Genomic DNA, 23,948 nt, shown 5'->3' on the forward strand with positions numbered 1-23,948 from the left:
TGTGGCCCGAGTCTATGCCCGCAACATTAATAGCCGGGAGAGGTTCGCCACAGAACCCTAGACATCAAACGTCTAACGTCTAACGTTAAGACATGACTGTTGACCCCACCGAAGCCCCGACGCTGTCCGACGCGCCGCCCAAGCCGCGCACCGCCGTCGTCTTCGGCGTCATTGCGCTGGTGCTGATTGGGCTGAACCTGCGGGCAGGGATCGCGGGCGCGTCTGCCCTCCTCCATGATTTTCAGCAGGTTCTGGGCTATGGGCCGCTGGTGGCGGCGATCATTCCGTCCATCCCCACTCTCTGTTTTGCGGTGGCGGGGGCGGCGACGTCGTGGCTGACGGGACGGCTCGGCGTCGAGAAGGCAATCCTGCTGGCGCTTGGCTTTCTGGCTGGCGGGCTGCTGCTCCGCGGGATTCCGGCAACAGGGATGCTGGTGGCGGGCACCGTCGTGGGGATGTCCGGCCTGGCGGTCTGCAACGTGGCCATGCCGTCATTCATCCGCGAGCATTTTGCCCACCGGACGTCGGCCATGACGGCGCTGTACACCGTCACCATGACCACCGGCGCCACCGTCACCGCGGTGGCCGTGGTCCCGCTGGCCCTGGCGCTCGGCTCGCCGTCCGCCGCGGTGGGCGCGATCGGATTCCTGGCCGTGGCCGCCTTCCTGGGCTTCGTACCCGTCGTTCTGCATGCGCACCGCAACAGCGTCCGGAACACTGCTGCCCGCATCTCCCCGTGGCCTCTGCTCCGCACCCGGAAGGGCCAGCTGCTCACGGCCATTTTCGCTCTCCAGGCGCTGCTCGCGTACTCGCTCATCAGCTGGTTCCCGTCGATGTTGATCAGCATGGGGCTCAACTCGGCAGACAGCGGCCTCATGTACGGGCTCATGCAGCTGGTCTCCGTGCCTGCCGGCATGGTGCTGCTCGCCATCGGCTCACGGCCCCGGATGCTCCGGCCAGCGCTGTACATGGTCAGCATCACTATGGTGGCCGGCCTGGCGTCACTGCTGGTGGTGCCGGTGGGCCTGGCCATCATTCCCACCGTCCTGCTCGGCTTCGGCCTGGGCATTTTCCCGCTGGTCATGGTGATGATCAGCCGGAGCGGGACGAGCACCGCCGAGACCACAGCCCTGTCCACCCTGGCGCAATCCACCGGCTACTTGCTGGCCACGGCGGGCCCCTTCGGCGCCGGTCTGCTGTTCAGCGGCACCGGCGGCTGGTCGCTTCCCGTGGCACTCCTGCTGGGCCTCGCCGTGGCCCAAGTGGTGGTGGCCCACCTGATCTCACGCGCCCCCTTGTCCGGCCTGAAGAAGTAGGACGCCATGACCCTGAGCACCTCACACCGCCAGCCCCTCGCCGCCGAGGTCACCGCCAAACTCCGGCAGATGATCCACTCCGGCGAGTGGCCCCTTGACCAGCGCATCCCCGCGGAACCGGAACTGGTGCAGGGCCTGGGCGTTTCGCGCGGCACATTGCGCGAAGCCATCAGGGCCCTGGCCCACAGCGGGATGCTGGAGGTCCGTCGCGGCGATGGCACCTACGTCCGCGCCACCAGCGAGATGTCCGGCGCCGCCCGGCGCATGTACCAGGACCACACGGACGAACACATCCTCGAGGTCAGGCTGGGACTGGACACGCAGGCAGCGCGCCTCGCTGCCCGGAATGCAACGGCCGACGACGTCGCCGCCCTGCGTGCCGTGCTCGCCACCCGGGAGGTCGCCTGGAACGCCGCGGACTTCGAGGGTTGGGCCCGGGCGGACTGGGACTTCCACGCGCGCGTTGCCCATGCCACCGGGAACCCGCTGCTGCACGAGCTCTACGTCAGTTTCGGCGATGTATTCCACCAGGACCTGCTCAAACAGCAGCGCAAGGGCCGGCTGGACGGTCTCACGTACGAGGGCCATGGCGCCCTGGTGGATGCGATCGAGGCCCACGACGCCGACGCCGCAGTGGCCAGCGTCAACCAGAATCTGAACACCTGCGCGGAGTGGCTGCGGGCGTAAGTCCAGTTCCTGCCTGGTGGCCCAACTAGGTAGCGCTAAGTGTCGTTATGAAGGCCCATAACGACACTTACCGCTACCTAGTTTTGCGTGGCACGTGAACGTGGGGTTTCTCCGCAGGCCAGCCCCATCAGTAGGCTTACTACCTGACGCAGGTAGTAACGCCCCGGGTGCCGCCCGCATCCCGGGCGCCCGCCGATGACCAGGAGTTTCCATGTCACGAGCAACCCACCAGGCCCCGAACGAAGAGACCCCGAGTGAAGAGACCCCGAGCGAAGAGACCCAGGCGAAGCCGCGGGCGCGGAAGCCGCCCGGCGCACTGTGGGCCGACTGGCTGGGAAGAGTGGGGATCCGTTCGGCCCAGGTCCTGCTGATCCTGGCAGTGGCCGTGGTCTCCGTGTACGCCCTGATGCAGATCAAGCTGCTGGTCATTCCGGTCCTGATCGCCCTGATCCTTGCCGCGGCCATCGGCCCGTTCGTCAACGTGCTCCGCAGCCGTGGCCTGCCGGGCGCCGCTGCCACGGGACTGGCGTTTGTGGCGCTCCTGCTCCTGCTGGCAGGCGTTGGTACGGTGATCTACTTCTCCGTCCGGAGCCAGTGGGCCGAGCTGGCGCAGCAGGCCTCCTCGGGACTGGACGAGCTGGAGCAGTTCCTGCTCACCGGTCCAATTCCGATCGACCGGGAGCAGCTGAACCAGGCACGGGAGGGGATCATCCAGTTTGCCACCAGCAGCCAGGTCCGCTCGGGTGCCATCACCGGACTGTCCGTGGTGACGGAGTTCCTGGCCGGAAGCGCACTGGTGGTGGTCATCCTGTTTTTCTTCCTCAAGGACGGCGCCAAAATCTGGAACTTCTTCCTGCGTCCCTTCAGCGGGCAGCGGGAAGCAAAACTCCGCCGGGTGGGCAGCCGCACGCTCGAAGTCCTGGGCGGCTACGTCCGCGGCACCGCCATCGTGGCCCTGGTGGATGCCGTGGCCATCGGCGCGGCGCTCCTGATCCTGCAGGTTCCGCTGGCGTTCACGCTGGCCATCATTATCTTCATGACCGCTTTCATCCCGCTGGTGGGAGCCTCGGTGGCCGGCATCCTCGCGGCCTTGGTGGCCCTCGTGGCCAACGGTCCGGTGGTGGCGCTGATCGTGGTGGCCGTGGTGATCGCCGTGAACCAGTTGGAGGGTGACCTGCTGCAGCCGATCGTGATGGGCAAGTCGCTCCAGCTCCACGCACTGGTGATACTGATGGCGCTGACTGCCGGCACCATCTTGGCGGGCATCATCGGCGCCGTCCTGTCCGTCCCCATGGCGGCCGTCACTTGGGCTGTCATTCAAGTGTGGACCGCTGAGGATCCGAACCTTGAGCCGGCCTGAGCCGGATCTTTAAAAATCGACGCGCATATTCCCTGGCGCACTGGAAATATCAGGCGCGCCAAGGAATTTGCGCGTCGGAGGCACTTTTGCGCGTCGCAAGCACAGCGCCCGACGACGGTCCGGCACCTGGGTGCGAACCGACGTCGGGCGTTACCGCGTCTTAGTGCTGCTGCTACCGCTTAGGGGCGGAGGCCCTGGAACACGTTCTTGGGCCGTTGCATCTCGCCGTGCTTGGCGCCGAGGATAATCACGGCGGCGGCGAAAGCCGGAATGGCCCACTGCAGCATCTTGAGCTGCTCCTGCGCTGACTGCAGTTCCTCGGACGCTCCGGGATTCGGCTCGGTGGCGCCCCTCGCTCCCTCGTCGGCGAGCTTCTCCACCTTCTTGCCAAGGATGCCGGCGTAGAGTGTCACGGCGGCGCCGGCAACCGTGACCGCCGTCTTGATCGCGGTATCGCGGGCAACGCCGTCCTGCTTCGCGATGCGTCCCTTGTTCTCCCACGCGATGGCGAGGTCAGCCACCAGGTGGGAGGCGAAAGCCGCCGTCTGGATCGGAGCCCACTTCATCCAGCCCGCGCTGGAAAGACGGGTGCGTTCCGTCGGATCCTTGGCCTCTGCCGTCGCCCCGTTCAGACCGATGGCTCCCATCAGCGCGCCGCCGAACCATGCCGCAGCGCTCAGATCGTGAATGGACCGGGCAAAAAAATTTCCTGCCATGTTGTGGCTTCCTAACGTCGAACTGGTTCCGAAATGCCGCTGGTGCGGTCTTCGCTGGCCGTGCCCCTTTTAGGTCAGGGACACATCATGGTAAGCACACTTACCAATGTTCCGAAAGTCCGACTTCCCCGGCGGTTGGGCGTAACATCGTCGCCATGGACAGACGCACATGACCTGGCCCGGAGCCGGCACTTCGCACCCGTAACGACCGACGAACGGCTAACAATGGCAGACGGGGAATCCACCATCGGCGAGGCGGCAGACGCCGTCGAGGAGGCGTCGGACACCAAGGCGCTGGACGTTGTGGCGCGCTCGGGATTCGGTGTGATGGCGCTGCTGCACATCATTGTTGGCTTTATTGCCATCGCCCTGGCCTTCGGTCAGCCGGGGCAAGCGGAAGCCACCGGTGCCATCGAGCAGCTGGGCGCCAACCCGTGGGGACCGGCCGTGCTGTGGTCGTGTGTGGTGGCGTGCACCGGCCTTGCGCTGTGGCAACTGAGTGAGGCCACGCTCCGCGCGCGGCGCCTGCCCAACGCCCAGCGCTTGGGAAAACTGATCTCGTCAGGATGCCTGGCCATTGTCTACGGCAGCGTGGGGCTCAGCTTCGCCGGATTCGCCGTCGGGATTCGCGGGGACTCGGGTGACACCACCCGGGATATCAGCACCGCCCTCCTGGACGCTCCGTTCGGGCTGCCTGTGCTGGTGGCGGTGGGCCTGACCACCATGGGCGTGGGCGTCTACTTTGTGGTCAAGGGTGTCCGTCGGGGGTTCAAGGAGGAACTCTTCCGGTTCGAGGGGACCCGCCGCGGCAGGCTCATCGACGCCCTCGGCGTCACCGGGCACGTGGCCAAGGGAATCGCCCTGAACCTGGCCGGGCTGCTGTTTGTTATCGCCGCCGGGAAGCAGAGTCCCGAGGAATCCACCGGGCTGGACGGCAGTCTGAAGGCACTCCGCGACCATCCGTTCGGCCCGCACCTGCTCGTCGCGATCGGTGCGGGCTTCATCTGCTATGGCCTGTTTGCGCTGGTCCGGGCCCGGTTCGGCAGGATGTAGGGCCACGGACGAAAAAAGCGCGAACAGGCAGCTAATGACCTCAAATTTGCGGTTTGCGGTCATTAGCTGCCTGTTCGCGCTGTAGTGCGGGAGCTGGTTCGGAGCTAGACGTTGGCGGCTACGCCGTCGCGGGAGATGGCAACCATGTCCTCGCGCGGCACCACCTTGATGCGCTCACGCTTGACCTCCACGCCGTGGGATCCGCCGGCTTCGGTGGCCGCGGCACCCAGCGCGAGTTCGTGCGCGTCCAGGGCCAGCCAGCCTTCCCAGCTGGTGAACTTCACGCCGCGGGCGTCAAGGAGTCCGACGACGGCGTCCGCCTCGGGAACGGCGGCAACCGGCAGGTTTTCGCGGTCTTCGAGCAGGTACGTCACGGTCTCCAGGGCGTCGCCCTTGGTGTGGCCGATGAGTCCGACCGGTCCGCGCTTGATCCAGCCCGTGGCGTAGATGCCCGGCACGTGGGTGCCGGCGGCATCCAGGACGCGTCCGCCGTCGTTCGGTACCACGCCCTTTCTGTGGTCGAACTCGATCTCCGGCAGCGCCGAGCCGAAGTAGCCGATCGAGCGGTAGACGGCCTGGACGGGGTAGTCCACAAACTCGCCGGTGCCGCGGGCGTTGCCCGTGCCGTCCAGCTCGGTACGCTCGAACTTCATACCGGCAACCTTGCCCGGCGTCGCGGCGTCGTCGTAGATCTCCACCGGGCTGTGCAGGAAGTGCAGGTGCAGGCGGCGGGAAGCGGTCAGCTCGGAGAGGTCCTCGGGCTGCTCGGCGATCCAGTTGGTGAGCGTGCCCACCATGGTTTTGGTCTGGTTGTTGCTCTGGATCTGGCGGTCCGATTCCTCGTCGAACTCGAAGTCCTCGGCGTAGAGGATGATGTCCACGTCCTTGGAGTGGCTCAGCTCGCGGAGCTCCAGCGGCGTGAACTTGACCTGGGCCGGGCCGCGGCGGCCGAAGACGTGCACATCCGTGACGGGCGAGTTCTTCAGGCCGGCGTAGACGTTGTCCGGGATCTCGGAGACCAGCAGGTCGTCGGCGTGCTTGGACAGGACACGGGCCACGTCCAGGGCCACGTTGCCATTGCCGATGACGGCGATTTCCGTGGCGTCCAGCGGCCATTCGCGGGCGACGTCGGGGTGGCCGTCGTACCAGGAGACGAAGTCCGCGCCGCCGTAGGAGCCGTCCAGCTCGATGCCCGGGATGTTCAGGTCCGCGTCCTTGATGGCGCCGGTGGCGAAGATGACGGCGTCATAGTGCGTGCGGAGGTCCTCGATGGAGATGTCCGTGCCGTAATCCACGTTGCCGAAGAAGCGGATGTCTCCGCGGTCCAGGACCTTGTGCAGGGCGTTGACGATGCCCTTGATGCGCGGGTGGTCCGGGGCCACGCCGTAGCGGATCAGGCCGTAGGGTGCCGGGTAGCGGTCAAAGAGGTCGATGCTCACGGTGAGCTCGCCGCTCTTGACGGCTTCGCTCTTGGTGAGGATGTCCGCCGCGTAGACGCCGGCCGGGCCGGAGCCCACAACGGCAACGCGCAGCGGACGCTCGGCAGAACCTACGGAGGTGCTTGATGACACGGCTGTGTTCCTTTTCTTCTGCATCGATTGCTCCGTAATGGCCCTTCTGAGGCCTCATAAGGGCGGTTGCGGAGCAATCGATGGGTTTCAGGGTGAGGGCTAGGTGGTGAGGACTCGGGGCTTGTTCGGGGTGGTGGTGCTGTAGTCCGCTGTCTTGAAGCGCGACGGCGCGAACGGGCTGACGCGGACAACGTCGCCGATCACAATCACGGCAGGATTTGCGACGCCGGTGGCTTCCGCCTGGTCGGCGATGGAACCGAGCGTGCCGATCGTCACGCGCTGATTCGGCAGATAGCCGTTCTCAACGATGCCAACTGGAGTGTCCTGAGGCAAACCGGCGCCGGCCAAGGCAGCGGCGGAGTCGCGAAGTGCGGCCACGCCCATCAGCAGGACGATGGTGTGATCTGCCCGGGCGGGGACCTCGGACAGCTCCTCGTGGCCAGTGACAACACTGAAGCCCTTGGCCAGCCCGCGGTGAGTCACGGGGATGCCGGCGGCGGCCGGGACGGAGATCGCGGACGTGACGCCGGAGACCACTTCAACCTCGACGCCGTGCTGCCGGCAGTATTCGGCTTCCTCGCCGCCGCGGCCAAGGACGTACGGATCGCCGCCCTTGAGCCGGACCACGCGGTGCCCCTTCAGGGCTTCGTCCACGAGGATGCGGTTGATCTCGGACTGCGGCACGGGATGGTGGCCGGGAGTCTTGCCCACCTCAATGACGCGGACGTCGGGGGCAAGTTCCTTGAGCAGTTCGCGCGGGCCGAGGCGGTCTGCCACCACGACGTCGGCCTGGCCGAGGAGCCGGCGGCCGCGGACGGTGATGAGGCCGGTGTCGCCGGGCCCGCCGCCCACAAGGGCGACGGAGCCCGCAGACGCACGACGGCGGCGCAGCGGGAGGTCGCCGGTTTCCAGTGCGGTGGCGACGGCGTCACGCAGGGCCATGGCACGGCGCGGGTCTCCCCCGGCGTTCACGGCGATCTGCACGTCATCCACCACGGCGACGGCGGGCGTCCACGCGGCTGAGGCTTCGTGGTCGGAGGCGTTGACGCACCAGATGCGCTGCGCCTCGGCGTCGACCGACACCTGGGTGTCCACGGCGGGATCGCCGGTGGCCGTCTGGACGAACCAGACGCCGTCGACGTCGTACGGAAGGTAAGTGCGTGGCTCCCAGGTGAGGAGGCCGGCGTCGGCCAGTTCGCGGAGCGCGGCGGAGGCAACGGGAGCCACGACGGTGACCTGCGCACCGGCGTCGAGCAGGCCCTTGGCACGGCGTGCAGCCACGGGGCCGCCGCCCACCACCAGCACGGGGCGGCCGAGCAGCCGCAGTGCTGTGGGGTAAATATCCTGAATTGCCATGAATCAACGGTAGGGCCGCGCCGTTTCACCAACAACGGCAGCGGAAACACCAGTTCACGTAAGGTAACGGGGCGTCACATTCGGTGCTGTCCCGGTTCGGGGCTACTTCACGGCGATGAGCTCGATCAGCCGGATGTTGGGATCCCTGGCCAGGAGGCTTGGGCCGTGTTCGCCGAGCGCCGCCGGGATGGCACCGTTGAGATGCTCCTGCCGCGCTTCCTCAGTCTCGAAGGTGTCGAAGATGCCGAAGGTGTTTTCGTCGACGCGGAAGGCGTACCAGGTTTTAGTGCCCGGCTCGGTGGCCACGATGTCACGGCCTCCGCTGAGGAAGTCCCAGACGTCCTGCTCCTTGCCCGGCTTGGCCTCGACCAGTGCCAGTACTCCAAAGTTAAGCGCCATTGCAGTCTCCTCAAGAACATCAGCGGAATCGGCCGCCTGCCGGCCTATTCCAGAGTCTAGGAAGATGCCCGGACCAGAACAAGGGTCCGACGGAACGATGGGATACCCCGTATTCCGGCCGCGCGATGCGATTCCTGGCTACTGCCCGTAAAGACCGGTACTGAGATAGCGGAAGCCGGAGTCGACCATGACGGTGACAACGGTTGCGTCTGGACCGAGCTGTTCGGCCACACGCAGCGCGGCCACGACATTTCCTCCGGAGGAGGTCCCGGCAAAGATGCCTTCCTCGCGGGCAAGCCGCCGGCTCATCGCCATCGCTTCGTCGGATGAGACCCGTTCAATCGCATCCACCTCCGCTGGCTCCCAAAGCGGGGGAATAAAGCCGATGCCGGTCCCCTCGATCCGGTGCGAGCCCGTCGGGCCCCCGGAGAGTACGGCAGACTCGGCCGGCTCGACGGCGACGACCCGCAGCCCGGGAAGGTGGGCGCGAAGGGCACGCGCCGTGCCGTGGATCGAGTGGGCGGTGCCGACGAACTGGACGAAAGCGTCGACGCGGCCATAGGACTGCTGCCAGATTTCCTGGCCCAAGGCGAGGTAACCCGTGATCGCATCCCGGTTGTTGAGCTGGTCGCAGGCCCAATGGCCCGGCTGCGCGCTCAGTTCACCCGCCCGGGCGATCATCGCTTTGATCAGCTGCTCCGTGATTTTTCCGTGGTCGCTTGGCACGTCCTCGACCGTTGCTCCGAGCGCCTCCATGGTGCGGCGCTTCTCATCGCTGAACGCGTCCGAAAAAACGACGTGGAGCCGGTAACCTTCGGCTGCGCAGACCAACGCGAGCGAGATGCCTGTTGTCCCGGCAGTGTACTCGACGACGGTGTCACCCGGGCTGAGGTCGCCGCGGGCTTCTGCACCCCTGATCGCGGCTACGGCCATCCGGTCCTTCATGCTCCCGGTAGGGTTCGCAAACTCCAGCTTCGCGAGCACCCTGGCCGATCCCGCCGGTACCACTTTGCCCAGCTCGATCAGTGGCGTAGAACCTATCCCCGCCAGTACGCCCCCGCCTGCCCCCACCGCACGTTCCATGGTCTTCCTCACATCGCGCAACGCCTGCCCTGATGACTCCGGATAAGTCCCAAGGTATACCCCTCAGGACCGGGAGTCGCGTCATTTTCCGGTGCAACGGGGCGGACGTTTCAGCCGCATTCCGGGGGTCCGTCCAGCAGCGCCTGCTTCAGGAGTGCACCGGCAGTCCACCGCATAGAAGCGACCGCCTCTTCCCTGCTCAGGCCGCCGACGTCCGTCAGCCAGACCAGGGATTCAATGCCTGTGGCGCTGCGGATCGCCAGGACCAGCCGTTGAATGTCCTGGTCAGCCCATTGCCCCTGGAGCGGGGCAAGCGCCTCCGAGATCCAGGCGATCGCACGCCCCTGCCGCAAGGGCAGGCTCCTGGGCCCATCCTCGGGCGGCTCCAGGGAAAGCCTCAACATGGTCCGCTGCTGCGCCTCGGTTTCGACGATCATCCTGGTGAACTCCACCACCACGGCATCCAGCCGTCCGGCCACATCTTCGGGCGGAACGTCCGGAAGCAAGGACGTGCGGGCAGTTTCCGGATGGGCAGCGGCCAGCAACTCCCGCTGCCCAGGGAAATACCGGTAGGCCGTACTCCTGGCTACGCCCGCGGCGAGCGCGGCGTCGTCCACTGTAGGCGCGGCGCCATCCGCCACAAGCTGGCGCGCCGCAGCAACCAGCACATCAAGGGTGCGGCGTTTCTGGCCGGTGCGGCCGACGTCTACGTAGGGTCTTGACATGCTCTTCATAGTACTCCAGTCTTGTTATGGGACCTCAGTCCCATAAGTCTTCCGACCACTATTGAGGCGACCACCATGAAGACGAAGAGCTCAGCATCCGCAGTTGTCCTGCAGCCCGGCGAAGGGGCCAGGCGCTGGTTCTTCGGCGGCGGAGTGCAGACCTGGAAGGCCACGGAGGAAGACACCGCGGGGGCTTTCCTGCTCTTCGAAGTCGAGATGGCCTTGAACAAGGTGACGCCGATGCACACCCATCCGGACTCCGACGAAACGCTGTACATCCTGGCCGGCGAGATCCTTATGAACATGGACGGCACTGAGCATCACGTCGGAGCGGGTGGCGTGACCATTGCGCCGAGGGGTGTCCCGCACGCTTTCAAAGTCCTCCAGGAGGGGACCCGCGTGCTGTGCCTGCACACCCCCGGCGGCGCCCAGGCCTTCTACTTCGGCGCGAGCGAACCGCTCAACGACGGCGAAGCCGGCGTTGTGGATTTCGACCGCATCCGTGAATCAGGGCAGCTGAACGGCGGCATCGAGATCGTCGGGCCACCGCCGTTTCCTGAGGCTTAGCCGCGGCCTATTCTCCAAGGCCGGCCAGGAATATCCCACGCTCGGTGATGAGCCGCTGCAGGTAGCGGCGCAGGACCAGGACTTCCACCAGCCGGCCCAGTATCCCAAGCGGTGCCGTGAACTCCACGCGGTCCGTCATGATGCTGCCGGTGGCCGTGGCTTCGAACTCGTGGACGTGGCGGAACGTTTTGAACGGGCCCCTGACTTGTTCGTCCGTGAAGCTCGCGGGGAACTCCAGTGCGGTGACGCGGCTGGTCATCCTCAGCGGTAGGCCGAAATGCCGGGCCTGCCAGGTCACCTCCTGGCCGTCGCCGATCAGGCCGGACGTGACCCCGCCTACTGCCCGTTCGCCGGCGGCCTTCTGGGAATCAACGTGCGCCTCCATGCTGTGTGCGAGATCGAACAGGCGCTCCCGCGGGAGGGCGGACGCGGTGCGGCACACAAAGCTGACAGCCATGGCACCAGTCTGCCAGACCTCTGCCACACCGTCGTGGGGCACATTGGAAGGGAAAGGCCAGGCACCGTTTCAGTCCGCGGCGTGTCCGTGTCAATGTGCCCCCGTTCGGCACACCGGAGGCAATTAGGTCCCGGCACCAACAGCAGAGCCCGACGGCGGGACTCGCCGTCGGGCTCTTCTGACAGGTCTCTGCCGCTTGAGGGTGTGCTGCCGGGTTAGAGACATACCGCTGGGTCAGCGGGTGCTACCGGCGAGCAGGCCGCGGCTGCGGAGGAGGCGCTTCTCGATCGGGGCGAACACCAGCAGCTCGATGAGGATGCCGACGGCCAGGATCAGCAGGATTGCAGCCATCACAACCGTCATGTCAGACAGGACCCGGCCTTGGTCAAGCAGCGAGCCGAGGCCGAAGCCGATGGTGCCGCCCACGGCGATGATTTCCGCGGCCATGAGCGACCGCCAGGAGAATGCCCAGCCCTGTTTGAGCCCGCTGAGGTAGCCGGGCAGGGCGGCAGGCAGGATGATCTGCACGGCCATCTGGAAACGGTTGGCGCCCAGGACGGTGCCCACCCGTCGGTACTGCGGCGGGATCTGGTCCACGCCGGAGATCAGCCCGTTGATGATGGACGGGATCGCACCCATAAACACCACGAAGTAGACCGTGGCGTCAGTAAGCCCGAACCAGATGATGGCCGCGGGCACCCAGGCTACGGACGGCAGCACCTGAAGGCCGGAAATCAGCGGCCCGAAGGCACGGCGCAGCGGCGCAACCTGGGCCAGCAGCAACCCCACCGGCGTGGCAATGGCAACGCTGATCAGGAACCCGACCAGCCCGCGCTGCAGCGAGGTCCACACCGCTTCCTGCAGTTTGGCCTCACCCCAGAGGATGCCGATCTGGCCCAGGACGTCGAGCGGACCGGGCACAAGGTCGCGGCGCTTGAGGCCCAGGGATACGTAGAACTGCCAGATCAGGACAAGGACCACGAGGGCCGCGACGGGCAGAAGCACACGGCTCCAGTCGATACGGTGCTTGCGCGCGGCGTCGGACTGGAGCGAATCCAGCCCGGCCTCGAGCTCGCGCAGGTCCTCATGCCCGGTGGAAGTTCGGGTCAGGGCGGCGTGGACTTTGCGGGTTTCCGGCCTGCTCTCGACCACCGGTTCGGTCTCGGCGAGGGGCGTGGGGTTATTTGGCATGGCGGCGAATCTCCTCCCGCAGCCGGGCGGTGATGACCCCGGTCAGCTGTCCGGCCAGGCCGGCGTCGGTTCGGTGTTCCTCGGTGACGGCCCATTCCTGGACCACGCGGCCGGGCCGGGACGACAGCAGCAGCACACGCTGGCCCAGCCGCACGGCCTCGCGGACGTTGTGGGTCACAAAAACGATTGTCCGCCCGGTTTCCTTCCAGATTCGTTCCAGCTCGTCGTGCAGCAGGTCGCGGGTGATGGCGTCCAGGGCGGCAAACGGCTCATCCATCAGCAGCAGCTGCCGGTCCTGCGACAGGGCACGGGCCAGTGCCACGCGCTGGCGCATGCCGCCGGAAAGCTCGTGCGGACGCTTGTCCCCCGCCTCGCCGAGATGCACCAGCTCGAGCAGCTCGTTGGCCTTGATCCGGCGTTCAGCCTTCCCCACACCGCGCAGCTTCAGGGCCAGCTCGATGTTCTCCCGCGCCGTCAGCCAGGGGAAGAGGGCAGCGTCCTGGAACATAAAGGCTGCTCCGTCGCTGGGTACTTCAAGGGCGCCCGACGTCGGGACCTCCAGTCCCGCCATGATGTTCAGCAGGGTGGATTTGCCGCAGCCGGATGCACCGAGGAGGGCTACGAATTCGCCCGCGCCGATATTGGCGTTGACGTCGTCCAGCACCGGGGCGCCGTCGCCGAAGCGCTTGCCCAGGTTTTCCAGTACGACTGGCATGGTCCCGTCCTTAAGTAGTTGGTGCGGTAGGTGACGGTCAGTCCTGGCCGAGGCCGGCCGCGGAGGCCCGTTCGGCGGTCCCGGTGACTTCGTTCAGGACACGGAGGTCGAACAGTCCGGTGATGTCCGCCTGCTTCGTGGTGCCGGCTTTCACGCCGTCTTCGAGGAGCTTGGGGTAGGTTCCCGCGAGCGGATCCACCGTGAACACCACGTTCTGCAGGGCTCGGTCAAGGACATCGGCGGGAAGCGCCGCGCCTGCCGATTCCTGCAGGGCGCCGTTGATGACACTTGTTTTCTCTGCGGCAGGCGCGTCATTCAGCCAGGCCACGGACTCCACGTGGCCGCGCAGCAGGGCTTTCACGGTGTCCGGGTGCGCGGCGGCGAACTTCTTATTCACAATCAGGATGGTGGTGGGGAACTCGCCGGCCTTGCCGGAATGCGAGCCGTCCCACAGATCCTTTTCGTCCACCAGGACCTGGGCTCCGGCCTGGAGCACCAAACGGGACGCCCACGGCTCAGGCAACCACGCGCCGTCGAGCTTTCCATCCTGGAACAGTTTCAGCGTCTGGGCGTTCTCCGTGGGGTTGATTGCGACGTCGCCGCTGCCGTCCACATTGGTCTTGTAGCCCTGCGAGCCGAGCCATGCGCGAAGCGCCACATCCTGCGTGCCACCGAGCTGAGGCGAGGCGAGCGTCTTCCCCTTGAGCTCGGCCGCGGAAGTAATCTCAGGACGGACAACCAACTGCGCGCCACCTGCGGCAGCGCCCGCGATGACGCTGACGGACTCCCCCTCGCTCTTGACAAACGAGTTGATGGCGGGATTTGGGCCGATGTATGCCGCGTCGATGGCTCCGGCGTTCAGCGCCTCGATCGCGGCAGGACCCGCGTTGAAAGTCTCGGTGCTGAGCTTGGTGCTGCCCAGGTTCCGGGCGAGGATCCCCTGCTTCACGCCCACCAACGCGGGAGCATGAGTCAGGTTTCCGAAGTAGCCCAGCTTCAGTTCTGCGGCCGGAGTGGGCGACGGGATGGCTGCCTCTGCCGCCGTATTACGGGAAATGGACGACGCCACTACGGCCCCGGCGGCGATCAGGAACACGAGCCCGATGGCCAGGGCTGCCTCGATGGCACGCTTGCGCTTGGGTACTGCGCTTTCGCCGGCCTCGATGCGGGTCATCCCGGGCTTGGAACTAGTCATTGTTTCACCATAGGGAGTGGCATAAACCCATTCAATGAAGCAGAAACGGGGGGTCACGCGGGTTCATGCAACGTCACATTCGGGGCCCGGCTCAGTCCCCCTTGACGTTGATCAGCTGCCGCAGTTTGTGCCGCACACTGACGAGGTCGGCAGCGTCCCGCATCACCACATCGATGGGCTTGTACGCCGCCGGAATCTCGTCGATGAACGCCTCGGTGGCCCGGAACTCGATGCCCTGCATGGCCGTCTTCAGCTCGGCCAGCGAGAACGTTTTGCGGGCAGCCGTCCGGGAGTACTCGCGCCCGGCCCCATGCGGGGAGAAGTTCAGCGAAACGGTATTGCCTAGCCCCTCCACCACGTACGACGCCGTCCCCATGGACCCGGGAATAAGTCCCGGATCGCCGTGCTCGGCTCTGATCGCCCCCTTCCGCGATACCCACACGGATTTGCCGTAGTGGGTCTCCTGCTGCGTGAAGTTGTGGTGGCAGTTGATCCGCTCGCGCTCCTTGACGTGGCCGCCCACCCAGTGCCCGAACTGCGTAATGACGCGGTCCATCATTTCCTCGCGGTTCAGGAGGGCGAAATGTTGCGCCCAGCGGAGTTCCTTGATGTAGCGGGCGAACTCGCTGGTACCCTCCTCCAGGTAGGCGAGGTCCGGGTCGGGCAGCCTGCTCCCGCGTTTCCGGGTCACCTGCTGGGCTACGCCGATGTGGTGCTGCGCGATCTTGTTGCCCACGCCCCGCGAGCCCGAGTGCAGGAACAGCCAGACGGCGTCGGTCTCGTCGGCGGAGACCTCGATGAAGTGATTGCCTGATCCCAGCGAGCCCAGCTGAAGCTCCCACTTGGCCAGATACTGGGCCGGGTTGAAGCCGGCCTGCGCCGCGAGCTTCCGGAGCTCGGCGAGGCGCGGTTCGGCAGTGTGCTGGACGCTCCGGTTGTTATGCCCGGCGGACAAGGGAATGGCCCGTTCGATGTCCTCGCGCAGCCGTTTGCGGTCCTTGGGCAGGTCCTTGACCGAGTACCGGGTCCGCACGGCGATCATGCCGCAGCCGATGTCCACGCCCACGGCGGCCGGGATGATGGCGCGCAGGGTGGGAATCACCGAGCCCACGGTGGCGCCCTTGCCCAGGTGCGCGTCCGGCATCAGGGCAAGGTGCGGGTAGATGAACGGCAGCGTGGACGTGGCCAGCGCCTGCTCGCGGGTCTTGGCGTCCAGGATCGAGGCCCAGCTGATGAGCTTGCTGTTGATGGTCTCCACGCCGCGCCTCCCACTCACGATCATGGTGCGGCAGACTCAGGCCCACAAGCCCCACGGACGGCTATGCCCCGCATAACCGGTGTCGGGCAACACCGGTAATGCGGGGCAGGGCAGCTCAAGCCGAAACTTAGATGGAGTAGCGCTCGTCCTCGTGGTCGCCCGGGTGGTCCTTGACCAGGCCCGCGGCCAGCGTGTTGCCATCCAGCGGGTCGATGACCAGGAACGCGCCCGTGCGGCGGTGGTGCAGGTAGTTCTCCAGCGGCAGCGGCGCCGCGAGCCGGAGCTGCGCGTGGCCGATGTCGTTCAGCTCCAGGCTGGACGCGCCTTCGAGCTTGAAGGTGGCCAGGTCCAGCTTGCCGCTGACGCTGCGGACCAGCGCCTGGACGGTGCGGGTGCCGTGCTTGACCAGCACCTTGGCACCTTCACGCAGCGGCTTCGGCGACAGCCAGCACAGCGCGGCGTACAGGTCGGCGGTGGACTCCGGGAAGGTGCCGGCGGCGGCAATGGTGTCACCGCGGGCGACGTCGAATTCCTCCGCCAGGCGGATCGCCACGGACTGCGGGGCGAACGCTTCCTGCAGTGACTCGCCGGCGAAATCAATACCGGTCACCGTGGTGGTGCGGGCAGCCTGGCCGGGGGTCAGCACTGACACGGAGTCCCCCACCTTCACGGAGCCCTCAGTGATCTGGCCGGCGTATGCGCGGTAGTCACGGTAGGACTCAACGTCCAGGCCACCGGCAACGGCGTCGGGAGCCAGCGCACCCTGCGGCCGGATGACCAGCTGCACGGGGAAGCGGAAGCTCTCCAGCTGCGTGTCAATCTCGTCCGCGGCCGGCAGCGTCTCGAGGACCTCCAACAGGGCCGGGCCGTCGTACCAGGGGGTGCGCTCGGAACGGTCCACCACGTTGTCGCCGTCGAGGGCGGACACCGGGATCACCAGCAGGTCATCGATGTGGTCCGCGCTGCCGAGCTCGGCGGAGCCGATGCCCAGTTCGCGGGCCACCTGCTGCACGTCGGCCTGGATTTCACGGAACACGGACTCGCTGAAGTCCACCAGGTCGATCTTGTTCACAGCCACAATCACGTGCGCCACCCGCAGCAGCTGCAGCACGGACAGGTGCCGGCGCGTCTGCTCCAGGACACCCTTGCGGGCGTCAATGAGTACGACGACGGCATCCGCCGTGGACGCGCCGGTCACCGTGTTTTTGGTGTACTGGACGTGCCCGGGGCAGTCGGCCAGGATGAAGCTGCGCTGGTCCGTGGCGAAGTAGCGGTAGGCCACGTCGATGGTGATGCCCTGCTCCCGCTCGGCGCGCAGTCCGTCGGTCAGGAGGGCCAGGTCGATTGCCTGGGTGCCGGTGGCACCCGCGCCGCCGAAACCGCGGTCCGCGGAGGTGCGGGCAACGGCGTCAAGCGTGTCAGCAAGAATCGCCTTGGAGTCGTGCAGGAGGCGGCCCACCAGAGTGGACTTCCCGTCGTCGACCGATCCCGCGGTGGCGAAGCGGAAAAGCGTGGTGGGCAGGGCTGTTTCCAGCTTGGCGGCCAGGAGTGAGGTTTCGGTGCTCATTTAGAAGTAACCATCCTTCTTGCGGTCTTCCATGGCTGCCTCGGAGATGCGGTCATCTGCACGGGTGGCGCCACGTTCGGTGATGGTGGAGGCGGCAACTTCGATCACAACGTCGCCCACGGTGGCTGCGTCCGACTCAACCGCCCCGGTGCAGGACATGTCGCCCACGGTGCGGTAGCGGACGGTTTTGACGATGACTTCCTCGTGCGGCAACGGCTGGGAAACCTCGCCCACCGCACGCCACATGCCGTCGCGGGCAAACACTTCGCGGAGGTGGGCATAGTACAGGCCCGGCAGCTCGATGTTCTCGCGTTCGATGTAGCGCCAGATATCCAACTCGGTCCAGTTGCTGATGGGGAACGCGCGGACGTGCTGGCCCACGGTGTGGCGGCCGTTGTAGAGGTTCCACAGCTCGGGGCGCTGGTTGCGCGGATCCCACTGCCCGAATTCGTCGCGGAGGCTCAGGATGCGCTCCTTGGCGCGGGCCTTGTCCTCGTCACGGCGGCCGCCGCCGAAGACGGCGTCGAACTTGTTCTGCTGGATGGCGTCCAGCAGCGGGACGGTCTGCAGCGGGTTGCGGGTGCCGTCGGCACGCTCGGCCAGCTCGCCGCGGTCGATGAACTCCTGGACGGAGCCGACGACGAGCTTGAGGCCCAGTCGCTCCACCGTCCGGTCGCGGAAGTCGATGACCTCGGGGAAGTTGTGGCCGGTATCCACGTGCAGCACGGGGAACGGGACCTTGCCCGGCCAGAACGCCTTGGTGGCCAGGTGCAGCATCACCACGGAGTCCTTGCCGCCGGAGAACAGCAGCGCAGGCTTCTCGAACTCGGCCACGACTTCGCGGATGATGTGGATCGCTTCGGACTCGAGTGCGTCCAGGCTGGAGAGTCTTGTCACTGCTTCTCCACGCGGCTTAGACACACTCGCTCGTTCCTCGCTCGCGCGATGCGCCGCTTTCGGAGAATCAGCGTCAAGTTCCAGCACAGACAGCTCCAGGTCCTCGTTGGTGGTTTCGATGCTCATACGTGTAGTCCGCATTCTGTCTTGTCGGTGCCTGCCCAGCGGCCGGCGCGGGGGTCATCGCCCGGCGCCACCTTGCGGGTGCAGGGCTGGCAGCCAATCGAGGGGTAACCCTGGGAAAGCAGCGGGTTGACGGGCAGGAGGTTGTCATCGGAGTACTGGACCAGCTGGTCGAACGTCCAAGCGGCCACCGGGTTGACCTTGACCAGGCCGTTGATTTCGTCCCAGGTCACCAGCGGGGTGTTCGTCCGGGTGGGAGCCTCGTCGCGGCGGACACCGGTGAACCAAAGTTCGTAGCCGGCCAACGTGCGGCGTAGCGGGGCCACCTTGCGGAGGGCGCAGCACTGGGCGGCGTCGCGGGCAAAAAGGTCCTTGCCCAGGAGCCGGTCCTGCTGTTCCACTGTGTTCTCGGGAAGCACGTCCACCACGTTGACGCGGAGGTTCGCGGCCACCTCGTCACGCGTGGCATAGGTTTCCGGGAAGTGGTAACCGGTCTCCAGGAACAGGACGTCGACGCCGGGCAGCTGGTCCGCGACCAGCGCCGGCAGGACGGCGTCGGCCATGGAGCACGCGACGGCCACCGCGGACAGGTCGAAGTTGCGCTCCACCCAGGCGATGACGTCGCGGGCGGGGGCGTCCCAGCCGAGCTCGGCGGCGCCGGACTCGGCGATGACCTTGAGCTCGTCGTGGGTGCGGAGGACAGCAGGGGTTTCGACAGGCTCAACCACCGGGGCTGCCTCAACCGGGGTCACCGGGTCGATTCCCAATGCGTGTTTGCTCACTGGAGGGCCTCCTCGTCTGCTGCGTGGGCCCACTCGGCGAAGGTCTGGCCATCGGCGCGCTGAGCCACAAACGTGCGCACGACGCGTTCCACGTAGTCCGGCAGGTCCTCGACGTATACCTTCAGGCCGCGGACGGTGCGTCCCAAACCTGCCTCTTCGCGGCTGTTGGAAGCCAGCCCGCCACCCAGGTGGACCTGGAAACCCGGGGTGGGGTCGCCGTCGGGCGTTGGCAGCATCATGCCCTTAAGGCCGATGTCCGCGGTCTGGATGCGGGCGCAGGAGTTGGGGCAGCCGTTGATGTGCAGGGACAGCGCGTGCGGCAGTTCGCCGGACTCCGCGAGGTCCGCCAGGCGGCGTTCCAGGTCAGCGACGGCGGTGGCGGCGGTGACCTTGGTTTCCACGATGGCCAGCTTGCAGTATTCGATGCCGGTGCAGGCGATGGTGCCGCGGCGGAACACGGACGGGCGGGCGGACAGGCCCAGGGCGTCCAGCTCGGCAACCAGCGGTTCCACGTGGTCCTTGGCAACGTCCAGGACCACAAGCTTCTGGTGCGGCGTGGTGCGCAGGCGGTAGGAGCCGCGGGCCTCGAGGGTGTCCGCGAGCTTCACCAGCTGCACGCCGGACAGGCGGCCGGCCAGCGGGGTGGCGCCGATGAAGAACTTGCCGTCCTTCTGCTCGTGCACACCGATGTGGTCGCCCGGAGTGGTGGGCTTGGGCGCGGCGGGACCGTCGGCCAGCTTGTAGCCGAGGTATTCGTCCTCGAGGATCTGGCGGAATTTCGCCGGTCCCCAGTCGGCCATCAGGAACTTCAGGCGGGCCTTGGTGCGCATGCGCCGGTAGCCGTAGTCGCGGAAGATGCTGGTGACGCCGAGCCAGACTTCAGCGGCTTCCTCCGGCTTCACGAAGGCGCCCAGGCGCTTGCCGAGCATCGGGTTGGTGGACAGCGCGCCGCCGGCCCAGAGGTCGTAGCCGACGCCGAGTTCGGGGTGGCGGACGCCTACGAGGGCGAAGTCGTTGATCTCGTGGACCACGTCCTGGCTCGGGTGGCCGGTGATGGCGGTCTTGTACTTGCGCGGCAGGTTGGACAGCAGCGGGTTGCCGATGAACCGCTCACCCAGCTCCGCGATGAGCGGGGTGGGGTCGATGATCTCGTCCTTGGCGATGCCGGCCACGGGCGAGCCTAGGATGACGCGGGGCACGTCGCCGCAGGCCTCGGTGGTGGACAGGCCGACACCCTCAAGCCGGTTCCAGATCTCGGGGATGTCCTCCACCCGGATCCAGTGCAGCTGGATGTTCTGGCGGTCCGTGAGGTCGGCGGAGTCCCGGCCGAAGTCCACGGAAATCTGGCCGATGACGCGCAGCTGCTCGGTGGTGAGCGCGCCGCCGTCGATCCTGACCCGCAGCATGAAGTACTTGTCTTCGAGCTCGTGCGGCTCGAGCGTGGCGGTCTTGCCGCCGTCGATCCCGGGCTTGCGCTGGGTGTACAGGCCCCACCAGCGGAAGCGGCCGTGCAGGTCCTGGCTGGGGATGGCGTCGAAGCCGTCCTTGGAGTAGATGGTCTCGATACGCTCGCGCACGTTGAGGCCGTCGTCTTCCTGTTTCCAGGTTTCGTTGGCGTTCAGCGGAGTCTTGCCGTCCACCTTCCACTGCCCGTGCGGCTTTGCCGCGGGGCGGGAGGCGCGCGCGGGGCGCTTGGCTGCGGGGTCCACGGACGCTCCGGCTAGAGCTGTATCAGTCATGCATCGACTGTAGGTGGCTCCCGAAGCGCGTCACAAAGGTCTGGAAACGCGAGGTCACCTAGGGAAACAATTCGTCACGAACCGCCGAGCGCCCTTGAAGAAGGCCAGGTGTTGTGATTCGCCACGTCCCTCGTCCAGGGGGGCCGATGGCACCGTTGACCCATGGACGAGGGACGCGGCCGGGAGTAGTCTTGGGCATGCCCTAGCAGAAATTCCGAAAAAGTCAATATCTGCTATCGGCCGTGCCTGACGCGCGGCTAGCTGGGAAGTTGCGCAGAGTTTGGCCCTGGTACGTACTGGGAACCTGGGCCTGTTATCGGTCGTGGCGGCATCGAGGCCGGCACAACTGAATCGATGAAACTCGAAATCTTTTGTTTGAAACCATTGCAGCCCCCAGGAAGTAACCATGAAATCCCACCTCCGACCCCTCTTAATGCTTTTTGCAGCCATCCTGTTGGTGTTTGCCACAGGCCTGTCGGCAGCCCAAGCCGCCAGCCCGCACTTTAAGCGTGGCGGCTCCCCCGTCTGTACGGTGACCCTCTCGGCCGACGGGACAACTGCTACAACGATCTGTAAAGCCGTACTCGCGGGCCTTGGAAATGGAGATCTCGTGGCCACTGTCTCGGTTGAGGGTACTGCCGTTTACCAGTGCCAAAACCAGGGCGGAAACGTCGCACCAGGACAAAACAAGGTGCTGGTGGGACCGGCAACGGTAGCCACTCCAATTCCTAGCGATGCTGTCAAGAACGGGACCCTCAGACTCACCACACTTCCAGTCGTGCTGACGGCTGAGGAGACATTGAGTGGCGCCGAAGCCGGCTGCCCGAACAACAACTGGACAGGCGTCAACCCGGTGCTGACGGTGACGTCAATCACCCTAGTGATCAAACAGGCTGATACTGTCATTTTCACCTGCACAGCGAGTGATCCGAACGGACTCACCGGCGCAGTGGCGCTCAGCTGCTGATCCGTATGCCCTCAGCACAACAGTGCCTGCAGTCAAGTTAATCGCAGTATCCGGTCAGGCCCGGGAGTGCGCTTCCTCGGAGGCGCATTCCGGGGCCTTCGGCCTGCCAGGGTCACCCGGCTGCGACGGCGGCGTCGAACCGTTCCAGCGCGATCTCGGCAAGCACCGGGGACGGCAGCAGTGGTTCCGTCACGAGGTCGGCACCCGCCTTGGCCAGCTGGTCGTGGAAGTATCCCGGCGCGAGCAGGTAGGAGGCAATCACCACGCGGCCGCCGTCGTCCACGGCCCCCGCGGACTCCCCCGCCCCGGCGCCCCCGGCCAGTTCCAGTCGGAGGATGGCGACGGCGTCGGGCACCGACGGCTGGGCGGAGGCACCGTAGGCCGACAGAATCCGGTTGCGCCGCAGCGCCCTGAGCTGGTCGGCGAGTTCTTCCACGCTGACGGCGGCGTTCGGGTTGGAGGACCCGGCCGCGGCGAGGACGATGGCGTCACGGTCCGTCACGCCGGCTTCGCGGAGGCGCTGGTCCAGCAGGGCCGCGAGCCGCGGGTCCGGGCCGAGCGGCGCGGCAGCCAGGCTGCCCGGCCGGCTCTTTACGGCCCGGGCGATGTCCACCTTGACGTGATATCCCACGCTCAGCAGGAGAGGCACCACGACGGCACTTGAGTCTGCGGGCAGTCCCGCCACCACGTCCACGAGGTCCGGCTGCTGGACGTCCACATAGGCTTCCAGCACGTCCAGGCCCGGACGCAGGGCGGCGATGGCTGCGCGCAGGGCGTTGACCTCCGCGGCGCCCTGGGGGCTGGACGTCCCGTGGGCACAGGCGATCATGATCGGGTTATTCATAGGGGCTAGCGTAACGTTGGAGCCGCCCTGTCCGCCCACCATGAAACCGCCGGGACGCCACATGACATTGCCGTTCGACACTTTGCCGTTCGACATCGACCTGGTGTGGCTGGACCTGGCCGGGGTCTTCTTCTTCGCCGTCTCCGGGTCATTGTTGGCGGCACGGAAACAGTTCGACCTGGTGGGTTCCCTGCTGCTGGCATCCCTGGTCTCCCTCGGCGGCGGCGTCATCCGCGACATCATCCTCAACACCACTCCGGCAGCATTCTCCAACCCCGCCTACCTGGTTCCCCCGGTACTGGCCACCGTCCTGGTGTATTTCCTGTACTCCAGCGTGCAGCGTTACACCTCGCTGCTGGTCTTGTTCGACGCCGGCGGGCTGGCCTTGTTCTGCATCACCGGAACGCTGAAGGCCCTGGCCATGGGGATGAACCCGGTGGCCGCCGTGCTGCTCGGCGTGACCACGGCGGTGGGCGGCGGCCTGCTGCGGGACATCACCGCGAACGAGGTGCCCCAGCTCTTCAACCCCCGCGACCTTTACGCGCTGCCGGCCTTCAGCGGGGCAGCCTTGACCGCGCTGCTCTGGGTCACCGGGGCCTTCAACGCACTGACGGCGTGTGCGGTGGCGGCCGTGGTGTTCGTATTCCGGGTGGTTGCCTGGCGCCGGTCCTGGTATGTCCCGCTCGCCGTACATGGCTTGCACCGGCGGGGCTCCGGCGGCGGGGACGGCGGCGGCTCCGGCCGCGGCTCCGGCGGCGGGGACGGCGGCGGGGACGGGCCTGGGGGCTTTGGTGGCCCGGGCGGCTTTGGGAGCGGTGGGGCTGATGGGGCTGGTAGCGGCTCGGGACCGCGCCGCAGTTAGCTAGGATATGAGCATGACTGACATGTTCCTCGAGAAGTTCCGCGCGCTTGTTCCGACGTATCTCGAGGACGAATGGCAGGAAGAAGATGGCCTGCCTGCGGACGAGTTGGACGCGGCCCTCGCCGAACACCAGTTCCAGGTTCCCCTGGTCCTCCGCGAGTTTTACCTGGCGGTGGGCGGCTGCGAGGACATCATGGAGGCGTACCACTATTTCTGGGATCCCGAAGAGCTGGAAGTGGATGACGAAGGCTTCCTGATGTTCCTCGAGGACGAGGAAGAACAGTTCACCTGGGGCTTCCGCGTAGGCGACCTCGGCATCCCGGACCCCATCGTGTACCGCCGCAACAACGCCCGCGGCCAGTGGAAGAGCGAAGAAGGCACCTTCTCCGAGTTCGTCTTCGACATGTTCGAGTGGGCCTTCAACGACGAGGAAGAAAACTAGGCTCCTCCCCGATTGTGCGCTGGGCCCTTGTGCCCTTGTGCCCTGTCCGGCCTAAACGGGGCACTTCGACACGGAC

Annotated in this window: 23 protein-coding genes and 1 pseudogene; 8 read left to right on the plus strand and 16 right to left on the minus strand. The window is 66.4% G+C overall.

Going from position 1 to position 23,948, the window contains the following annotated elements; translation table 11 throughout:
- Positions 1 to 92: 92 nt before the first annotated feature.
- The 3 genes from NG701_RS18840 to NG701_RS18850 all read left to right on the plus strand — a co-directional run bounded on the left by NG701_RS18840 (position 93) and on the right by NG701_RS18850 (position 3,363).
- Complete coding sequence (locus tag NG701_RS18840) at positions 93 to 1,316, plus strand: MFS transporter (RefSeq protein ID WP_252569798.1); 1,224 nt, start codon at positions 93 to 95, stop codon at positions 1,314 to 1,316.
- Positions 1,317 to 1,322: 6 nt separating this feature from the next.
- Positions 1,323 to 2,003 (plus strand): FadR/GntR family transcriptional regulator, encoded by a 681-nt coding sequence (locus tag NG701_RS18845; protein WP_252569800.1) that lies wholly within the window; start codon positions 1,323 to 1,325, stop codon positions 2,001 to 2,003.
- 211 nt (positions 2,004 to 2,214) lie between these two features.
- Positions 2,215 to 3,363 (plus strand): AI-2E family transporter, encoded by a 1,149-nt coding sequence (locus NG701_RS18850; protein WP_252569803.1) that lies wholly within the window; start codon positions 2,215 to 2,217, stop codon positions 3,361 to 3,363.
- Positions 3,364 to 3,542: 179 nt separating this feature from the next.
- Here NG701_RS18850 and NG701_RS18855 read toward each other — a convergent pair whose 3' ends face one another.
- Positions 3,543 to 4,079, minus strand: a complete 537-nt coding sequence (locus NG701_RS18855; RefSeq protein ID WP_252569805.1) for a hypothetical protein — start codon at positions 4,077 to 4,079, stop codon at positions 3,543 to 3,545.
- Positions 4,080 to 4,304: 225 nt separating this feature from the next.
- Here NG701_RS18855 and NG701_RS18860 point away from each other — a divergent pair, with 225 nt between their 5' ends.
- Positions 4,305 to 5,132, plus strand: a complete 828-nt coding sequence (locus NG701_RS18860; protein ID WP_252569807.1) for a DUF1206 domain-containing protein — start codon at positions 4,305 to 4,307, stop codon at positions 5,130 to 5,132.
- A gap of 104 nt (positions 5,133 to 5,236) precedes the next feature.
- Here NG701_RS18860 and NG701_RS18865 read toward each other — a convergent pair whose 3' ends face one another.
- The 5 genes from NG701_RS18865 to NG701_RS18885 all read right to left on the minus strand — a co-directional run bounded on the left by NG701_RS18865 (position 5,237) and on the right by NG701_RS18885 (position 10,266).
- The gene (locus NG701_RS18865; RefSeq protein WP_252569810.1) at positions 5,237 to 6,703 is read right to left on the minus strand and encodes an FAD-dependent oxidoreductase; all 1,467 of its coding nucleotides are present in this window, start codon (positions 6,701 to 6,703) and stop codon (positions 5,237 to 5,239) included.
- Positions 6,704 to 6,802: 99 nt separating this feature from the next.
- Complete coding sequence (cobA, locus tag NG701_RS18870) at positions 6,803 to 8,059, minus strand: uroporphyrinogen-III C-methyltransferase (protein WP_252569813.1); 1,257 nt, start codon at positions 8,057 to 8,059, stop codon at positions 6,803 to 6,805.
- A 102-nt stretch (positions 8,060 to 8,161) separates the two neighbouring features.
- On the minus strand, positions 8,162 to 8,458 hold the full coding sequence (locus NG701_RS18875) for a putative quinol monooxygenase (protein ID WP_252569815.1): 297 nt from the start codon (positions 8,456 to 8,458) through the stop codon (positions 8,162 to 8,164).
- 138 nt (positions 8,459 to 8,596) lie between these two features.
- Positions 8,597 to 9,541 carry a PLP-dependent cysteine synthase family protein gene (locus NG701_RS18880; protein ID WP_252569818.1) on the minus strand — a complete coding sequence of 315 codons (945 nt, stop codon included), beginning with the start codon at positions 9,539 to 9,541 and terminating at the stop codon, positions 8,597 to 8,599.
- Between the two features lie 110 nt (positions 9,542 to 9,651).
- A complete protein-coding gene (locus NG701_RS18885; protein ID WP_252569820.1) occupies positions 9,652 to 10,266 on the minus strand; it encodes a TetR/AcrR family transcriptional regulator in 615 nt (204 codons plus the stop codon).
- Positions 10,267 to 10,341: 75 nt separating this feature from the next.
- Here NG701_RS18885 and NG701_RS18890 point away from each other — a divergent pair, with 75 nt between their 5' ends.
- Complete coding sequence (locus NG701_RS18890; RefSeq protein ID WP_252569824.1) at positions 10,342 to 10,833, plus strand: cupin domain-containing protein; 492 nt, start codon at positions 10,342 to 10,344, stop codon at positions 10,831 to 10,833.
- A 7-nt stretch (positions 10,834 to 10,840) separates the two neighbouring features.
- Here NG701_RS18890 and NG701_RS18895 read toward each other — a convergent pair whose 3' ends face one another.
- The 9 genes from NG701_RS18895 to NG701_RS18935 form a co-directional block, all read right to left on the minus strand.
- On the minus strand, positions 10,841 to 11,290 hold the full coding sequence (locus NG701_RS18895; RefSeq protein WP_252569825.1) for an SRPBCC family protein: 450 nt from the start codon (positions 11,288 to 11,290) through the stop codon (positions 10,841 to 10,843).
- 234 nt (positions 11,291 to 11,524) lie between these two features.
- Positions 11,525 to 12,481, minus strand: coding sequence for an ABC transporter permease (locus NG701_RS18900; protein WP_252569827.1), 957 nt, complete (start codon positions 12,479 to 12,481; stop codon positions 11,525 to 11,527).
- Positions 12,471 to 13,196 (minus strand): ABC transporter ATP-binding protein, encoded by a 726-nt coding sequence (locus tag NG701_RS18905; RefSeq protein ID WP_141141322.1) that lies wholly within the window; start codon positions 13,194 to 13,196, stop codon positions 12,471 to 12,473. The genes NG701_RS18900 and NG701_RS18905 overlap by 11 nt, the downstream gene beginning before the upstream one ends.
- A gap of 37 nt (positions 13,197 to 13,233) precedes the next feature.
- On the minus strand, positions 13,234 to 14,370 hold the full coding sequence (locus NG701_RS18910) for an ABC transporter substrate-binding protein (RefSeq protein WP_252570553.1): 1,137 nt from the start codon (positions 14,368 to 14,370) through the stop codon (positions 13,234 to 13,236).
- Positions 14,371 to 14,482: 112 nt separating this feature from the next.
- Positions 14,483 to 15,649 (minus strand): RtcB family protein, encoded by a 1,167-nt coding sequence (locus NG701_RS18915; protein ID WP_252569830.1) that lies wholly within the window; start codon positions 15,647 to 15,649, stop codon positions 14,483 to 14,485.
- 127 nt (positions 15,650 to 15,776) lie between these two features.
- On the minus strand, positions 15,777 to 17,216 hold the full coding sequence (locus tag NG701_RS18920; RefSeq protein ID WP_252569833.1) for a sulfate adenylyltransferase subunit 1: 1,440 nt from the start codon (positions 17,214 to 17,216) through the stop codon (positions 15,777 to 15,779).
- Entirely contained in the window at positions 17,217 to 18,239 is a 1,023-nt protein-coding gene (cysD, locus tag NG701_RS18925; protein ID WP_252569836.1) for a sulfate adenylyltransferase subunit CysD, read from the minus strand.
- Positions 18,236 to 18,964 (minus strand): phosphoadenylyl-sulfate reductase, encoded by a 729-nt coding sequence (locus tag NG701_RS18930; protein ID WP_252570555.1) that lies wholly within the window; start codon positions 18,962 to 18,964, stop codon positions 18,236 to 18,238. The genes cysD and NG701_RS18930 overlap by 4 nt, the downstream gene beginning before the upstream one ends.
- 50 nt (positions 18,965 to 19,014) lie before the next feature.
- Positions 19,015 to 20,757, minus strand: a complete 1,743-nt coding sequence (locus tag NG701_RS18935; protein ID WP_252569838.1) for a nitrite/sulfite reductase — start codon at positions 20,755 to 20,757, stop codon at positions 19,015 to 19,017.
- Between the two features lie 406 nt (positions 20,758 to 21,163).
- Here NG701_RS18935 and NG701_RS18940 point away from each other — a divergent pair, with 406 nt between their 5' ends.
- Entirely contained in the window at positions 21,164 to 21,724 is a 561-nt protein-coding gene (locus tag NG701_RS18940; RefSeq protein WP_252569840.1) for a hypothetical protein, read from the plus strand.
- A 112-nt stretch (positions 21,725 to 21,836) separates the two neighbouring features.
- On the opposite strand, the gene NG701_RS18945 is transcribed toward NG701_RS18940, so the two are convergent.
- A complete protein-coding gene (locus tag NG701_RS18945; protein ID WP_252569842.1) occupies positions 21,837 to 22,568 on the minus strand; it encodes a sirohydrochlorin chelatase in 732 nt (243 codons plus the stop codon).
- A 61-nt stretch (positions 22,569 to 22,629) separates the two neighbouring features.
- On the opposite strand from NG701_RS18945, the pseudogene NG701_RS18950 reads away from it, so the two are divergent.
- Positions 22,630 to 23,301: pseudogene (locus NG701_RS18950) on the plus strand (trimeric intracellular cation channel family protein); the annotation flags it as partial.
- 142 nt (positions 23,302 to 23,443) lie between these two features.
- On the plus strand, positions 23,444 to 23,872 hold the full coding sequence (locus NG701_RS18955; RefSeq protein WP_056344779.1) for a hypothetical protein: 429 nt from the start codon (positions 23,444 to 23,446) through the stop codon (positions 23,870 to 23,872).
- The last annotated feature ends 76 nt before the right edge of the window (positions 23,873 to 23,948 follow it).

The organism is Pseudarthrobacter cellobiosi (genome assembly GCF_023913815.1).
Classification (GTDB): domain Bacteria; phylum Actinomycetota; class Actinomycetes; order Actinomycetales; family Micrococcaceae; genus Arthrobacter; species Arthrobacter cellobiosi.

Excerpts from the sequence above, each read along its gene's own strand:
- cobA (WP_252569813.1), bottom strand. The coding sequence starts at position 8,059 with ATGGCAATTCAGGATATTTACCCCACAGCACTGCGGCTGCTCGGCCGC.
- NG701_RS18895 (WP_252569825.1), bottom strand. The coding sequence starts at position 11,290 with ATGGCTGTCAGCTTTGTGTGCCGCACCGCGTCCGCCCTCCCGCGGGAG.
- NG701_RS18885 (WP_252569820.1), bottom strand. The coding sequence starts at position 10,266 with ATGTCAAGACCCTACGTAGACGTCGGCCGCACCGGCCAGAAACGCCGC.
- NG701_RS18905 (WP_141141322.1), bottom strand. The coding sequence starts at position 13,196 with ATGCCAGTCGTACTGGAAAACCTGGGCAAGCGCTTCGGCGACGGCGCC.
- NG701_RS18945 (WP_252569842.1), bottom strand. The coding sequence starts at position 22,568 with ATGAATAACCCGATCATGATCGCCTGTGCCCACGGGACGTCCAGCCCC.
- NG701_RS18955 (WP_056344779.1), top strand. The coding sequence starts at position 23,444 with ATGACTGACATGTTCCTCGAGAAGTTCCGCGCGCTTGTTCCGACGTAT.
- NG701_RS18890 (WP_252569824.1), top strand. The coding sequence starts at position 10,342 with ATGAAGACGAAGAGCTCAGCATCCGCAGTTGTCCTGCAGCCCGGCGAA.
- NG701_RS18940 (WP_252569840.1), top strand. The coding sequence starts at position 21,164 with ATGAAATCCCACCTCCGACCCCTCTTAATGCTTTTTGCAGCCATCCTG.
- NG701_RS18840 (WP_252569798.1), top strand. The coding sequence starts at position 93 with ATGACTGTTGACCCCACCGAAGCCCCGACGCTGTCCGACGCGCCGCCC.
- NG701_RS18900 (WP_252569827.1), bottom strand. The coding sequence starts at position 12,481 with ATGCCAAATAACCCCACGCCCCTCGCCGAGACCGAACCGGTGGTCGAG.
- cysD (WP_252569836.1), bottom strand. The coding sequence starts at position 18,239 with ATGAGCATCGAAACCACCAACGAGGACCTGGAGCTGTCTGTGCTGGAA.
- NG701_RS18860 (WP_252569807.1), top strand. The coding sequence starts at position 4,305 with ATGGCAGACGGGGAATCCACCATCGGCGAGGCGGCAGACGCCGTCGAG.
- NG701_RS18850 (WP_252569803.1), top strand. The coding sequence starts at position 2,215 with ATGTCACGAGCAACCCACCAGGCCCCGAACGAAGAGACCCCGAGTGAA.
- NG701_RS18855 (WP_252569805.1), bottom strand. The coding sequence starts at position 4,079 with ATGGCAGGAAATTTTTTTGCCCGGTCCATTCACGATCTGAGCGCTGCG.
- NG701_RS18935 (WP_252569838.1), bottom strand. The coding sequence starts at position 20,757 with ATGACTGATACAGCTCTAGCCGGAGCGTCCGTGGACCCCGCAGCCAAG.
- NG701_RS18845 (WP_252569800.1), top strand. The coding sequence starts at position 1,323 with ATGACCCTGAGCACCTCACACCGCCAGCCCCTCGCCGCCGAGGTCACC.
- NG701_RS18910 (WP_252570553.1), bottom strand. The coding sequence starts at position 14,370 with ATGACCCGCATCGAGGCCGGCGAAAGCGCAGTACCCAAGCGCAAGCGT.
- NG701_RS18880 (WP_252569818.1), bottom strand. The coding sequence starts at position 9,541 with ATGGAACGTGCGGTGGGGGCAGGCGGGGGCGTACTGGCGGGGATAGGT.
- NG701_RS18920 (WP_252569833.1), bottom strand. The coding sequence starts at position 17,216 with ATGAGCACCGAAACCTCACTCCTGGCCGCCAAGCTGGAAACAGCCCTG.
- NG701_RS18875 (WP_252569815.1), bottom strand. The coding sequence starts at position 8,458 with ATGGCGCTTAACTTTGGAGTACTGGCACTGGTCGAGGCCAAGCCGGGC.